Below are 14,727 nucleotides of genomic sequence, written 5' to 3'. Positions count from 1 at the left end.
AACCACATTGCACCTTAAGTGAATGTGGCTTTTGTTTATCTTATGACGTTGTCATTAGAAATTCATTGTGACTTTAGTATAAATATAACGACCTAATGGATTATGTACGCCCATTGCATAACCGTATAAATCTGCGTCGCCATCACCAATCGCAAACGATGGTTCCTCGTCAAACACGTTATTGACACCTACAGATAACTTAACCGTGTCATTGAAGCGATACGAACCAGACATATCAACTAATAACTGTGCATCAACGGTACGCGTTTTGTTGTAGTCTTCAAACTCGCCGATATAACTTAAGTTAACGTTAGCCGCAAAGTCATCCATGTTCCAATTAATTGTAGCTAACCAACGGTGTTGCGGATACTCGTACTCGCCAGTGTAATCAATAGTCTCGCCATCGATTTCTTTTTCAAAGCTGATTAAGTAACTGTACTCTAGTCCAAATTTAACACTACCGTAGCGATCTAACTCAAGGCCATAATGAGCCGATAGATCCACGCCTTGTACTTCTTGAGAACCAATATTGACGAACGCTGATTGAATAACATCAATCGAACCGAATGTTTCACCGGCTTGTGGCGCGTTACGTAAACAGATAGTGCTATTTTGATCATTACAGTTTTCATCATAAACATCTTGGTTTTGCAGCGAGTCAATTTTGTTATCTTGTAAGATATTGTAGAAATCAAATCCGATATCAAACTGCTGGCTTGGTGCCCAAATCATACCCACGTTCCAAGTCTCAGACTCTTCCGCTTCAAGGTTCGGGTTACCCGCAAATATAAAATTATAATCCAATAATTCACAGTCTACATTATCAGCAGCACAGCGATAGCTATCCACCAAAAAATCACTTTTTTCAGATGGACCAAGGCCAATTTGTGCCAAGGAAGGTGCACGGAAACCTGTCGACCATGAACCACGGGCCGTCACTTCTTCATTGATGCCCCATAGGAATGCCACTTTAGGATTGGTGGTGGATCCAAAGTCACTGTAGCTGTCATAACGACCGGCTAACTGCAGCTCAAAGTTATCTGTCACTGGGATTGAAAACTCAACATAGGCAGCATGTTGATCACGAGAACCAAATGCAGATATTGCTTCAGTACCAAAAATCAATCCTCGTTGGAACTGCTCATCTGGCACATCGCTAACATCTTCTTCACGGTATTCGGCACCTGCAGCCATCATGATATCGCGACCGGCAAGAGTAAATGCATGACCTGAAATGCTGGCATCATAAGCGGTGATATGTGATTCACCTTGTCTCACTAAGCTAGTGGTGATGCGATCTATCACATCAGGCGAGTTGATATTGCCACCAAATGGATTGTAGTTACCGGCATCAATTTCAGCTTGTAAGTAATCGGTTCTTACCCAACCTTGTGAGCGATCACCCGTTTGAGTTGACTCACTGCGACCTCGTTGTGCTGAAACTTCCCAATCCCAATCATTAACGACACCGCGAAGTCCCGCAACCACACGCATAGTATCGGATTCGATATCCCAACGACGAGGACCGGCATCAACAGTACGGAAACGACCAATATCAATGTCTTGTCCAAAAGGGTTATTAGGGTGAGTACCAGGCACAGTTAAGCCTGCATCTTCATCTAATGGCGTTGGTGCGCCGCCCGCTTCAGAAGTATTATGTTGCACAGACAGTTCTAAAAATGCAGTTAAATCATCACCTAAAATATATTCAAATTGACCAATTGCCCCCACACGTTCAGACGTTGGAATCGTTAAGTTATACGGACCGTAGTCAAATAAACAGCTACCACTTGCAGTAGCGCTATCGGCCGGGCAATCTGGGTCAATGGTTTTCACGCCATCAACATAAAAATAACCAGGGAAGCCACGAGAAGAACGGTAATCTTCACCACCGTAAGCTGATTGGTTAGCGGTGCCAAAACGGCCCATATCGCTTGCAGACAACGTGCCATTAGTAAAGTAATCAAGAATGATTGATGCGCTGCCTTTGTCAGCCTTCATGCCCCACACTAAACTGGCTGTAGTTTCATCATAACCAGTACCACTGTCATCACCATAACCAACACTAAGTTCGATGCCTTCAATGTCTTTTCTTAATACAATGTTAACCACACCAGCAATAGCATCAGAACCATAAATAGCTGATGCACCGTCTTTAAGAATATCAATCCGTTCAATGGCCGATACAGGAATATTATTAATATCGACAAATGAATTGGAGATCCCTTCAGCAAAAGCACTCGATCCAACACGGCGACCATTAATAAGCACCAAAGTGGCATCAGGCCCTAAGCCACGCAAACTGATTGATGCACCACCGTTTGCAGTAGAATCTTGGCTGTTACCACGGGTTGAAAATGCACCTGAACCATTTGCCGGCATACGTTCAAGCAATTGCTGTAGGTTATCAAAACCCATATTTTCGATATCATCTTTATTCAACGATTGTATTGGTGAAGGCCCTTCAATATCAGTTCGTTTGATACGGGAACCCGTCACTTCAATTCGTTCAACTTTTGAATCGGCGCCGACATCAGCAGCTTGAGTAACAAAGGCGATTGGAGCAAGGGACAGTGACACAGCAATAGCGCATGCGCTGCGAAAAAGGTTAGTTTTTTTCATGTTAATCCTTAACGTTAATTTATTGTTTTATATCCATGACTACGGCAAACTGCGGTAACAAGATTACCGCCTACTACTTTCTTGGATTCTAATATACCCATCCAAGTTAATTCAAAATTTAACAATGTCAATACAAAACAACAACAAAAGTACAACTAAATACTTAGCCAAGAATAAATAATTAAAAAAGTGAATTTACATGCTTAATCAACAAACTGCCCCCGTATTACCGTGGTTCTCTCGAGTCTCTGCCCTATTTAAAGCCACAGGACCGGGAATATTAATGGCCGCTGCTGCGATTGGCGCTTCTCACTTAGTGGCCTCTACCCGTGCTGGTGCTGAATTTGGTTGGCAACTGGCGTGGCTCATTTTATTAGTCAATATCGTTAAATATCCTTTTTTCGCCGCCGGCGCTCGCTACACTGCTGCAACGGATGAAAGCTTACTGCACGGCTATCACAAGCAAGGTCGCGGGTATTTAATGCTTTTTACAGGGCTCAATGTTATTGCTGCCATTGCCAGCACGGCTGGGGTATGTATGTTAACGGCTGCCATGTTGACGCAATTTATTCCGTTGTCTATTGATGTATTAGCTCTCATTGTTCTGGTCAGTTCTTTAGCATTACTCATTTTCGGACACTATAAGTTGCTTGATAAAATGACCAAAATTATCATGTTGGCTCTCACACTAACCACCTTAACCGCCGTGGCATTGGCGTTTAATCTTCATAGCGGATTTGGTACACCAGAAGTAAGTGAGTCCCCTTGGCAATGGGCATATGTAGGTTTTTTGGTCGCTATGATGGGCTGGATGCCCGCTCCGATAGAGGTCAGTACTTGGAACTCACTATGGTTAATAGAAAAACGTAAAACCCAAACGGTAACGGCCAAGCAGGCTATTTTTGATTTTAATTTAGGCTATGTCACCACAGCATTACTGGCGATGGTATTTTTAGCACTAGGTGCATTAGTGATGCATGGCAGTGGCGAGCAATTTTCAAATTCTGGGGCAGTATTTGCTTCACAATTGATCACCCTTTATAGCCAAGTCATGGGCAACGAAAGCCGTTATTTAATTGGGGTTGTCGCATTTTTATGTATATTCAGCACCACAGTCACAGTGATAGATGGCTACAGTCGCACACTCGATATGGGCTGGCAATTATTGTCTAACAACACGTCACCACGCAGCTATTTAACTCCAGTTATGTTGGCTGTGAGTGCACTTGGTTTATTACTTATTCTATTTTTTAAAGGCGCTTTATTACCGCTGCTTGAGTTTGTAATGATCCTTGCCTTTATGACCACAATTATTTTTGCATGGCTTAACTTCCGTTTAATGACCAGTAACACTTTGGCTGAAAAACATCGTTATGGCCGTGTTATGGTGGGCTTGTCGTGGATTGGTTTAGTGTATTTAGTCGGCTTCGCTATCTTGTTTATTTATTGGTATCTCACAAAATGATCACATCACAATTATTTAGCCGCTTCACTATCTTACAAAAAACTGGCTTCCAAAAATTCGGCTGTATGTTAATTGTATTATGCGTAGCCTCAATATCATTTCAACTCAGTGCGTTTGAATTAACAGCGGTTGATGTGCAAACCATCATAGATAATGATTCGAGACCTTTTAACGGTAGAATTATCATTAGCGACACTGATACCCGCTATGTTAATTACCAAGCAGGTACCGACATCGCACCCGACAGCATATTTATGATTGGGTCTATTTCTAAAACGGTCACCGCCACCCTCGTATTACAGGCGGTGGACCAGAAGAAATTAGCGTTAACCGATAGCATCACAGATTACCTTGATATCATCCCTGATAACCCCGTCATGATAAGCCAGCTGTTAAATCACACCTCAGGGATAACAGCACCGAAATCACCGAGTATTAATGCTGGGTCTCAATTTATACCTGCCAGCCAGTTTAGTTACTCAAACTATGGCTATAAATTACTTGGCGATATATTGGCTCAGGTTTACCAACAACCCTATGCGCAATTAGTTAATCAGTTTACCGAAAAGAATCAACTTGATATCCATGCTGGTACAGGTTCAATTGCACAGCTTCACGACAAGCAAACACGCTTAATTAATGGTTATACCGAGCAACAACAGCAGCGCACGCAATTAACGGACTTTACGGTGAACAATGACTTTATTGCATTTGGCGGTATGCAAGCCAGTAGTGATGGTGTGGTGGCATTTGTAAACGGTTTACATCAAGGCCAATTTTTATCTGCCGCAAGCTATCAAGCCATGACCCATGCAAGTACAACTAGGCATCATCGTTGGGGAGATACAGGCTATGGTTATGGCTTGCAAATCAGCCAACAAGATGGCCTAGTAGAATACAGCCATTCGGGGTATATCCCCGGGTACATCAGCTTAATGCTCTATTACCCGCAATCGCAATTAACCGTTGTGATATTAGAAAATACCTCGTGGGATTTGGATGATATCGATCGTGTTTTTGGTTTACACGACAAGATCCGCCAAGCAGTAAGAAAACAATTAACCACATACGAATAATCTGACGAATCAAAGATTTCTCGCTATAATAGCTTTTGTCAATTGACCTAAACCATTTAAGCGCATCCGCGCCAGAGAACCTTATGATTAACAATGATATTCTTCGCCGTATTCGTTTTGTGTTTGATTATTCAAATGCCAAAATGATTAACATTTTCAGTCAAGCAAATGTAGAAATGTCTTCAGAGCAAATTATAGCACTGTTGAAAAAAGAGGATGAAGAAGGTTATCAGGCATGTAACGACACCTTAATGTGTCAGTTTTTAGATGGTTTGATTATTAATAACCGTGGTTTAAAGCCTGGTGCAGAAGTGCCTACGCCTTTAAAGCAATTGACTAACAACCTTATGTTCAAAAAATTACGCGTTGCGCTTGAAATGCGTGAAGAAGATATCCTTGCCACATTAGCCTTAGCCGATTTTGCGATGACTAAATCTGAACTTGGAGCCCTGTTCCGTAGCCCGACTCATAAAAACTATAAGCCTTGTGGTGACCAAGTATTAAGAAACTTCGTAAAAGGTTTATCTATCAAACATCGCGGTAAGTAATATAAGTGTGAATATTGAGATAATATTTTATTAATGCGTAGTTTAGGCTGCGCATTTTTGTGTCTAACCTTGGGTATTTAAACAATATAATTTTATATTTAATTACACTATGAGCGAGATGCAAACCACCAAAAATGAGACATGAATTAAAATACCTGGCAATAATGTGATTTAACCCACTTAACAGACCACAAAAAAGATCATCCATGATAATCTATAATAACAAAAAACTAGCCCTATTCTAATAACGATCTAACTGGATCTAACACATTAAGGTTCCCCATGGACGATAACAAACGCCCCCTCTATCTTCCTTTTGCCGGCCCAGCTATTCTAGAATCACCACTGCTTAATAAAGGCAGCGCATTTAGTGAAGAAGAACGAGTATTTTTCAACCTTGAAGGCCTCATTCCTTGGGTTATTGAAACCATCGATGAACAAGCTTCACGTGCATACGCACAATTTAAAAATTTCACCAATGATCTCGATAAGCACATTTATTTACGTAATATTCAAGATACTAACGAAACGTTATTTTATCGCTTAGTGCGTAATAATATTAGTGAAATGATGCCGATTATCTACACCCCTACTGTTGGTTTAGCGTGTGAACGTTTTTCTAAAAACTATCGAAGAAACCGTGGATTGTTCATTTCATATCCTAACAAAGATCGTGTTGATGATATTTTAAACAACTCTACACGCCAAAAAGTCAAAGTGATTGTGGTCACTGACGGAGAACGTATTCTCGGATTAGGTGACCAAGGTATCGGCGGCATGGGGATCCCAATTGGTAAGCTATCGTTATACACTAGCTGTGGCGGGATCAGCCCAGCATATTGTCTTGCAGTGACCCTAGATGTCGGTACTGATAACCCTCATTTATTAGAAGATCCAATGTATATGGGCTGGCGTCATCAGCGGATTGGCGGTGAAGAATATACCGAATTTGTTGAAGCATTTATGCAAGCTGTTAGCCGTCGGTGGCCTGATGCACTGATTCAGTTTGAAGATTTTGCTCAAAAAAATGCCATGCCATTGCTTGAACGTTATAAAGATCAATACTGTAGTTTCAACGATGATATTCAAGGCACAGCAGCGGTAACTGTCGGTTCATTACTTGCAGCATGTAAAGCAGCAAACAGTCAACTCAGCAAACAACGCATCACCTTCTTAGGTGCTGGTAGTGCGGGTTGTGGAATTGCCGAAGCCATTGTGGCAACCATGGTGTCAGAAGGCATTAGCGATCAACAAGCGCGTTCGCAAGTATTCATGGTAGATCGTTGGGGATTACTACTCGATAATATGCCTAACTTGTTGCCTTTCCAGCAGAAACTGGCTCAGCCATGTGCCAATATCGAAGGATGGGACAACTACAGTGACAATATTTCGCTGCTAGACGTAATGAATAATGCCAAACCGACAGTACTCATTGGGGTATCTGGTGCACCAGGTTTATTCACTGAAGAAATTATCCGCGCAATGCACAGCCATTGCGAACGTCCGATTGTATTCCCATTATCGAATCCAACCAGTCGTGTTGAAGCAACACCTAAAGATATTTTACATTGGACCTCTGGCCAAGCATTAGTCGCAACAGGCAGTCCATTTGAACCTGTGGTCGTCAATGGCGAAACCTTTCAGATTGCTCAATGTAATAACAGCTTTATCTTCCCAGGTATCGGTTTAGGGGTATTATCTTGTGGCGCAAGGCGCGTGTCAGACGAAATGCTAATGGCATCTAGTCGTGCATTAGCAGAGTGCTCACCTTTAGGTAAAAATGGTACAGGATCACTGCTTCCACCTCTAGAAGAGATTCAAACCGTCAGTAAATATATTGCTTTTGCGGTTGCTAAAGCGGCTATTGATCAAGGTTTAGCCTTACCTTGTACCGATGAGTTACTCCAACAATCAATTGAGGCTAACTTCTGGGAACCTGAATATCGTCGCTACAAACGAACTTCGTTCTAAAGGTTCATCCGTTCGACTCAACGCGTTAATATTGTAAAGCGCTGATCGTGATTACAATGTAAATAAAAATATTAATTGTAACGGTTACGTTTTTTTGACCATAAAAAATCCCAATCTAGGTTGGGATTTTTTGTCTCTGTCAAACAACAAGCTTATTTCAAATGCGCATATACACTTAAGTAGACATCACTTGTTTAAAGCTATTCAATAATGAACGATCAGTGCGAGCTTTTTTGAGCTTACGTAAACACTCTTTCAATGATTGCTCCGCTAAGCGTCCAAATACGCCATCATACTCGTTATTATTCATCTCTTCTTCAGAGTCTGCACTGTCAGCAATCTCTTGCGCAACACGGCTTAATTGCATCCATGCATTAGCAATATAAAAGCCATGAAACTCTGCTTTGGTCATTAATTTTTGCGCACTGGCTGGCAATGCATCCCAAGCATGGGCGAACCCATTGGCTTTATCTTCAATAAGTTCTTTAAATAGGCCTTCATAGGCCTCTTGCAATGTTTCAGGCAGTATGTCCATTGGCAGCACTTTATTGGCTACGTTATACGAAATTTGTTTTGCTACTTCTTGGTACTGCGGGTCAACTTTTGTCATGGTTCTCTCTCTACAATCTGCCACTCACTATACACGCCATAAATGTCTAATGAGGTTATAGGAATAATACTAAGCCATACTTAAATTTTTAGACTAATGACTCGACTCAACACGCCGGCATTAACCTATTACCAAGCAATATTGATAATCATCTCCAATCAGTAAACTACTGCCAATGCTCTATCAGGTGCATTATCAGATGTTTGTAAACGCTGCTCTGCGCCATAAGATCATAACGCAATCAGTATGCTAAATAACATTACTTGCGGCATTATTTACAGCATTACCTTTATCCATTCAGGCGTCTTTATACTCGTGTAAATAACTGAATGCAAATCGGTCAACTTTGGCAGCAAAATAATAGACAATAATGATAAATAAGGTCACACACTTTATAAAACAAAAAATATCTTTTAAGTTCAATAAAAGGCTATAATTCCACCATGTATTGTTTAAATATCAAGTCAGCGCTCTACAATAAATTTAATAATAAAAAGTGAGAATAGGTAACTTTGATAATATCAAAAACATTCTACATGGCCCGTATCATTGCATTCTTTTTTTCGATCGGATTCATTTGCATCGCTTATGCCAATCCTATCGAAAATCCACGTGCCGATGAAATTTATAACTTGTTAGATGGTGGCTACTTTATCTCCGATGAAGATAACCGTAAATTACTCGACGAGTATAAAAGCATTCTATCGGTTGATGATACCATTCGGCAAAAACTCTATATTCGCCTAAATTGCTGGAATTTACCTACTAATACAATTGAAGAAATGAAAGAAGCAATAAACTACGCTGATGAATACCTGCAGATATACAACCAACCTATTCCCTCATCAATCTCTATCGATCTGCAATATTGCAGAGTTTGGTCTCTGCATATGCAAGGTGAAAATGACCGTGTATTTACTGAGCTTGATGTCGCCATCAATAGCGCTTATCAGCTTGAAGACCCCCGTTTAATTGCCGATGGTCGTAGTATTCGAGGTGCAATTTTATCGTATTTAGGCAATTTTTCTGCCGCACTTGAAGATCTAATTACCGCACAAAACTTGTATGAATCACTTAACTTGTCATATTGGGCTAATATTAATTTAGGTGAAATCGCAAGCAGCTACCGTCGCTTTGGTGATGCCGAAACAGCACTTAAATATCAAATAAAACTCGAACAAAACTACCTAAAAAACCAACAATTTTATGAAGCAAATCAGACCAATAGTCAAATAGCACTTTCGTTAGAAAAACTTGATCGTTATGAAGAAGCGATACAACGTAATAAGAAAAGCCGCGATTTTTGGTTAACGCAAAATGAGCTTGTTGCCGCCGCAAATACATCAGTTAATATCGCAGGTAATTTAATCCGTTTAAATAGACTAAATGAAGCCGATACTATTCTCCAACAAGCTAAAAAATTAATTATCCCCGACAACGATGGCAGTTATAGCTACATGAATTTGTTTTTAGGCGAGGTTCATTTCAAACAAGGTCACTATGACCAAGCAATAATAGATATTACCGAAGCAGAAAAATCATTTAACGACAATAATAATATCCGTGGACTCAATCAAACATTACAACTCAAAAGCCAAATATATCAAACATCTCAACAATGGCAGCAGGCCTTTGAAGCGCTCGAGTCTTTTGTAGAATCACATATGTCACAGGATAAACATGTCATTTCAGAGCGTAACGCTGAGATGCAAGCTCGATTTAATACCAACAAAATTCAAAATGAAAATGAATGGCTTATTCAGCGAGATAAAGACAAAGAACAACAACTAGATATAATGCAACGTAATGAACATATGCAGATCGTTATCATTATTTTAGTCGCGATCATTCTCATTATTGTATCAATTTTCGCTTATAAACAATTGATAAGAAAACAACTATTTAAGCGTTTAGCACTTACTGATGAACTCACAAAACTCGCTAATAGACGCGACACTTATTCTCAAGGTAATCACTTTTTAAAAGCGGCGCAGTTGTCAGGTAAACCCTTTTCAATTATCTCTTTTGATGCCGACCACTTTAAACTTGTAAACGACAATTTAGGCCATGACATGGGCGATAAAGTCTTAGTTAAACTGGCGTCGATGACCGCAAGTATGATGCGAGAAACCGATGTAGTCGGTCGTGTTGGTGGCGAAGAGTTTTTGATTTTACTGCCTAATATCGACAAAACTAAAGCCATTGAAATCGCTAATCGGCTAGTCGATACCATAGATAAATATGATTGGTCACAAATTTCACCCCACTTACATCAAACCGTCAGCGCCGGAGTTGCAAGCTATAGTAACGAAAAAGAGCTATCACCATTATTGCTAAAAGCCGACAAGGCACTCTACTCTGCCAAAGCAGCTGGGCGAAATTGTGTCAAAGCCGAGTAAAACGCGTATAATTTCCACGTGTTTACTCAATGATAATGTTATGACATCAACGACCACAGTATTAACTCCAAATCCAATTCCTGATCGAGGAACCAATCTAACAAGTGAGTCATGTCCATTGACAGCTGCTCAACTTGATGTGCTCAATAGACAAATCAAGTTGTGGGGTAAAGAGCTTGGCTTTGCTCATATTGGTGTCGCAGATATCGACTTAAGCCTACACGAAGCAAAATTGCAAGACTGGTTAGATAAAGGCTACCACGGTGAGATGGCTTACATGGCTAATCACGGAATGATGCGGGCTAGACCCGCTGAATTACACCCTGGTACATTAAGGGTCATTTGCGCACGCATGGATTACCTGCCACCCGATGCAGGCTTTGCCAGTAATTTAACAGATCCAACTCTTGGTTATATTTCTCGCTACGCTGGCGGACGGGATTACCACAAAATGATCCGTCAAAGGCTCAAAAAGCTCGGCGATAATATTACCGAACATTGTAAAACACTCGGATTCGATTCCACTGACTTTAGACCTTTTGTTGACTCAGCACCTATTTTAGAACGTCCTTTAGCCGACAAAGCGGGATTAGGCTGGACCGGCAAACACTCGTTAATTTTACACCCAGATGCAGGAAGCTGGTTTTTCCTTGGCGAATTATTAATTAACTTACCCTTGCCGCTAGATATCCCGATTGAAGAAGGCTGCAATACCTGTGTTGCGTGTATAAAATCATGCCCTACCGATGCAATAGTTGAACCCTATGTTGTCGATGCCAGACGGTGTATTTCTTATTTGACTATTGAGTTACAGGGTGCAATCCCTGAAGAGTTTCGATCACTAATAGGTAATCGTATTTATGGTTGTGATGACTGTCAGTTAGTGTGCCCAGTTAATGCTCAGGCGCCACTCACTAAAGAGACCGATTTTCATACTCGTAGTGCGCTTATTCAACCCGATTTATTGACGCTATTTTCGTGGTCTGAAACGTATTTCCTCAGCCAAACTGAAGGCAGCGCCATTCGTCGAATTGGTCACAAACGTTGGTTACGTAATATTGCAATAGCGTTAGGTAATGCCCCAGCTAATCCAGCTATTATTTCTGCATTGGAACAACGTAAACACAGTGAAGAAGTGGATGACATGGTGCTTGAACATATTGAATGGGCATTAGTGCAACAACGACAAAAAGCGCCATTGTCGGCGCTTTCACGTAAAACTCAACGAGTGATTAGATCAATACAAAAGGGCTTACCAAGAGATGCATAAACCTAGCGCTATTATTAAGCATCGGGATCCAAGGTAAAGCCCACTTTAATAGTGACTTGCCAGTGAGCAACTAAGCCTTGCTCTAAATGACCACGGGTTTCTACTACTTGAAACCAACGCAAATGTTGTAAACTTTTATTAGCCTCTGCAATCGCATTTTTGACCGCCTCATCTGAACTGATAGGTGATGACCCCACTAGTTCAATGACTTTATAAGTGTGACTCATAATAGCTCCTATTGTTTTTTTTGAATACATTTTTAGTGTAGTAAACAATAGCGCAGTTCACCGCAAAATCACCGCGTAATAACAAGCAAAATGGAGTAGCAGAACTCAACCTAACTCAATTGAGTTCTGCAAATTAATCGAGAGCAACCACATTTGCTACAACATTAAAATCGACGTCTAAGCACTTTCGTTGCTTCAATCATATTACGCAGTGCGGGCTCTACCTCATCCCAGATACGGGTTTTTAAACCACAATCAGGATTTACCCATAATTGTTTTACCGGAATCTTCTCCGATGCCTTAGTAATAAGGTCAACCATTTCTTCAACCGTTGGAATATTGGGCGAATGAATGTCGTATACCCCAGGACCAATGTCGTTCGGATAATGAAAGTCTTCAAAGGCATTCAATAACTCCATCCGTGAACGTGATGTTTCAATGGTAATCACATCGGCATCCATTGCTGCAATAGCATTGATAGTGTCATTAAATTCGCTATAACACATGTGAGTATGAATTTGAGTTGCATCTTCAACACCTGCCGCCGATAACTTAAAAGCATCAACAGCCCAGGCTAAATAATCCGCCCATTCGCTTTGTTTAATCGGCAAACCTTCACGAAATGCGGGTTCATCTATTTGAATAATGCCAATACCCGCTTTCTCTAAATCAACCACTTCGTCACGTACTGCTAACGCAAGTTGATTGGCAATATCTTTACGTGGTATATCTTCACGGGCAAACGACCAATGCAAAATGGTCACAGGACCCGTTAGCATGCCTTTAACAGGTTTGTCGGTTAAGCTTTGCGCATAGGTAGCCCAATCAACTGTCATGGGATTAGGGCGAGACACATCCCCATAAATTAATGGAGGTTTAACACAGCGAGAACCATAACTTTGCACCCAACCAAATTGAGTAAACCCAACGCCCTCTAATTGTTCGCCAAAATACTCCACCATGTCATTTCGCTCAGCTTCGCCGTGAACTAGCACGTCGATACCTAATTTAAGCTGACGTGAAATGGTATCTTGAGTGACTTGTTCAAGCTGTAACCGGTAATCACTGTCATTGATTTCGCCTTTACGCCAGCGGTTGCGTAACCCTCGAATAGCGGGGGTTTGCGGAAATGAACCTATGGTAGTCGTGGGTAACAAAGGTAGCCCTAGCTTTTGCTGTTGGGCAATAATACGGCTGGAAAATGGACTGATACGTTCAAAATCATCAGCGGTTAACTGCGACACACGATCAACAACCTGTTGATTAGCTGCGGCAGCTTTTGCCAAGCGGCGTTGCTGGCAACGATCAATAATCGCTTGGCTAGTTGCAGAACCTTGCTCAACGATTAATTGGTGAATTTCATTAAGCTCAAATAACTTTTGTTTTGCAAAAGCTAATTGACCAAGCAATGGACTCATTAATTGGGTTTCAACCTCGACATCAACAGGACAATGCAACAATGAACATGAAGGTGAAATCCACAAACGATCACCTAACGTAGTCGCTAATTCGGATACTTGCCCAGCAATTACATCAACATCAGCAGCCCACACATTACGGCCATTAATTACTCCAATAGAGAGCACTTGTTGGCGAGAAAGTGCATCAACAAACACATCACATTGTTCTGGCGCTGTAACTAAATCAAGGTGTAATCCCTCTACCGGTAATGCGCTCACCAATGCTTGATGATGGGCAATAGAACCATAATAACTGGCAAGTAAAATATTCAATGAAGTAGGCTTTTTTTGGGCTAAAAATTGATAGCTGTGGTTAATGGCTTGCTGCCACTCGTCGGTTAAATCCGTTGCAAGTACCGGCTCGTCAAGTTGAACCCAGCTAACACCTTGGGTAGCAAAACGAGACAGTATTTGCTCATAAGCTAATAGTAACTGCGGTAATAACGATAACTTATTAAACTCAGTGAGGCTTTTAGATAAATATAAATAAGTTACTGGACCGAGCATTACTGGTTTAGCTTGATGGCCTAATTGTTGTGCCTCTGTCACTTCATCAAACAATTGCTCAAAGGCAATCTCGAATGTTTGTTCAGCGCTTAATTCTGGTACTTGATAATGGTAGTTAGTATTAAAAAACTTGGTCATTTCTGCCGCACAGGCATGTTGGCCAGTTTGTGATCGACCACGAGCCACGCGAAATAAGGTGTCAATGTCGATAGCGGCTAGGCTGCCATCAGATTGAGTGGCACGATGACGTTCGGGGATCACATTTAACGTCGCGCTCAGGGTTAACACTTGGTCATAATAAGCAAAGTCACCTACGGGAACGAACTCAACGCCTGCGTCTGCTTGCCACTGCCAATGGGTACGTTTCAACTCACTGGCAACCTGTTTTAATTCCGACAATGCCGCTTCACCGCGCCAATAGCGCTCAAGTGCAAACTTCAATTCTCGCTGACGCCCTATACGGGGAAATCCTAAACTTGAAATTTTCATACTGCTTTCCTTTTCGTTGAGCAAAAAATTTATGGACATTTATGCAGAAAAACCGCATAGGCGTCTGGACGTCTAGAAGTTTA

The 14,727-nt window shown here is 41.2% G+C and carries 10 protein-coding genes; 6 read left to right on the top strand and 4 right to left on the bottom strand.

The features are described from left to right. Positions 1–54: 54 nt before the first annotated feature. Positions 55–2,622 carry a TonB-dependent receptor gene (locus tag FCN25_RS14515; RefSeq protein WP_137225966.1) on the bottom strand — a complete coding sequence of 856 codons (2,568 nt, stop codon included), beginning with the start codon at positions 2,620–2,622 and terminating at the stop codon, positions 55–57. Between the two features lie 199 nt (positions 2,623–2,821). On the opposite strand from FCN25_RS14515, the gene FCN25_RS14510 reads away from it, so the two are divergent. The 4 genes from FCN25_RS14510 to FCN25_RS14495 all read left to right on the top strand — a co-directional run bounded on the left by FCN25_RS14510 (position 2,822) and on the right by FCN25_RS14495 (position 7,682). Continuing rightward, on the top strand, positions 2,822–4,087 hold the full coding sequence (locus FCN25_RS14510) for an NRAMP family divalent metal transporter (RefSeq protein WP_137225964.1): 1,266 nt from the start codon (positions 2,822–2,824) through the stop codon (positions 4,085–4,087). Then, positions 4,084–5,163 carry a serine hydrolase gene (locus tag FCN25_RS14505; protein WP_137225962.1) on the top strand — a complete coding sequence of 360 codons (1,080 nt, stop codon included), beginning with the start codon at positions 4,084–4,086 and terminating at the stop codon, positions 5,161–5,163. The genes FCN25_RS14510 and FCN25_RS14505 overlap by 4 nt, the downstream gene beginning before the upstream one ends. Before the next feature lie 83 nt (positions 5,164–5,246). Beyond that, complete coding sequence (locus FCN25_RS14500; RefSeq protein WP_137225960.1) at positions 5,247–5,711, top strand: DUF1456 family protein; 465 nt, start codon at positions 5,247–5,249, stop codon at positions 5,709–5,711. A gap of 282 nt (positions 5,712–5,993) precedes the next feature. Further along, a complete protein-coding gene (locus FCN25_RS14495) occupies positions 5,994–7,682 on the top strand; it encodes an NAD-dependent malic enzyme (RefSeq protein WP_137225958.1) in 1,689 nt (562 codons plus the stop codon). Between the two features lie 175 nt (positions 7,683–7,857). Here the strand turns inward: FCN25_RS14495 and FCN25_RS14490 are convergent, their stop codons facing one another. Then, complete coding sequence (locus tag FCN25_RS14490) at positions 7,858–8,292, bottom strand: DUF3069 domain-containing protein (RefSeq protein WP_137225956.1); 435 nt, start codon at positions 8,290–8,292, stop codon at positions 7,858–7,860. Positions 8,293–8,828: 536 nt separating this feature from the next. Between FCN25_RS14490 and FCN25_RS14485 the strand changes: the two genes are divergently transcribed. After that, positions 8,829–10,691, top strand: coding sequence for a diguanylate cyclase (locus FCN25_RS14485; protein WP_137225954.1), 1,863 nt, complete (start codon positions 8,829–8,831; stop codon positions 10,689–10,691). Positions 10,692–10,731: 40 nt separating this feature from the next. Next, positions 10,732–11,961, top strand: coding sequence for a tRNA epoxyqueuosine(34) reductase QueG (queG, locus tag FCN25_RS14480; RefSeq protein ID WP_137225952.1), 1,230 nt, complete (start codon positions 10,732–10,734; stop codon positions 11,959–11,961). A gap of 14 nt (positions 11,962–11,975) precedes the next feature. Here the strand turns inward: queG and FCN25_RS14475 are convergent, their stop codons facing one another. Then, positions 11,976–12,188, bottom strand: coding sequence for a dodecin (locus tag FCN25_RS14475; RefSeq protein WP_137225950.1), 213 nt, complete (start codon positions 12,186–12,188; stop codon positions 11,976–11,978). A gap of 164 nt (positions 12,189–12,352) precedes the next feature. After that, the gene (metE, locus tag FCN25_RS14470) at positions 12,353–14,644 is read right to left on the bottom strand and encodes a 5-methyltetrahydropteroyltriglutamate--homocysteine S-methyltransferase (protein ID WP_137225948.1); all 2,292 of its coding nucleotides are present in this window, start codon (positions 14,642–14,644) and stop codon (positions 12,353–12,355) included. Between the last annotated feature and the right edge of the window lie 83 nt (positions 14,645–14,727).

This window comes from Shewanella sp. MEBiC00475, from assembly GCF_005234075.1.
Taxonomy (GTDB): Bacteria; Pseudomonadota; Gammaproteobacteria; order Enterobacterales; family Shewanellaceae; genus Shewanella; species Shewanella polaris.
This window is presented reverse-complemented; position numbering and strand designations above follow the sequence as displayed.

Coding starts and splice junctions, on each gene's coding strand:
- FCN25_RS14485 (WP_137225954.1), top strand. CDS start 8,829: ATGGCCCGTATCATTGCATTCTTTTTTTCGATCGGATTCATTTGCATC.
- FCN25_RS14510 (WP_137225964.1), top strand. CDS start 2,822: ATGCTTAATCAACAAACTGCCCCCGTATTACCGTGGTTCTCTCGAGTC.
- FCN25_RS14500 (WP_137225960.1), top strand. CDS start 5,247: ATGATTAACAATGATATTCTTCGCCGTATTCGTTTTGTGTTTGATTAT.
- FCN25_RS14490 (WP_137225956.1), bottom strand. CDS start 8,292: ATGACAAAAGTTGACCCGCAGTACCAAGAAGTAGCAAAACAAATTTCG.
- FCN25_RS14515 (WP_137225966.1), bottom strand. CDS start 2,622: ATGAAAAAAACTAACCTTTTTCGCAGCGCATGCGCTATTGCTGTGTCA.
- FCN25_RS14495 (WP_137225958.1), top strand. CDS start 5,994: ATGGACGATAACAAACGCCCCCTCTATCTTCCTTTTGCCGGCCCAGCT.
- FCN25_RS14505 (WP_137225962.1), top strand. CDS start 4,084: ATGATCACATCACAATTATTTAGCCGCTTCACTATCTTACAAAAAACT.
- FCN25_RS14475 (WP_137225950.1), bottom strand. CDS start 12,188: ATGAGTCACACTTATAAAGTCATTGAACTAGTGGGGTCATCACCTATC.
- metE (WP_137225948.1), bottom strand. CDS start 14,644: ATGAAAATTTCAAGTTTAGGATTTCCCCGTATAGGGCGTCAGCGAGAA.
- queG (WP_137225952.1), top strand. CDS start 10,732: ATGACATCAACGACCACAGTATTAACTCCAAATCCAATTCCTGATCGA.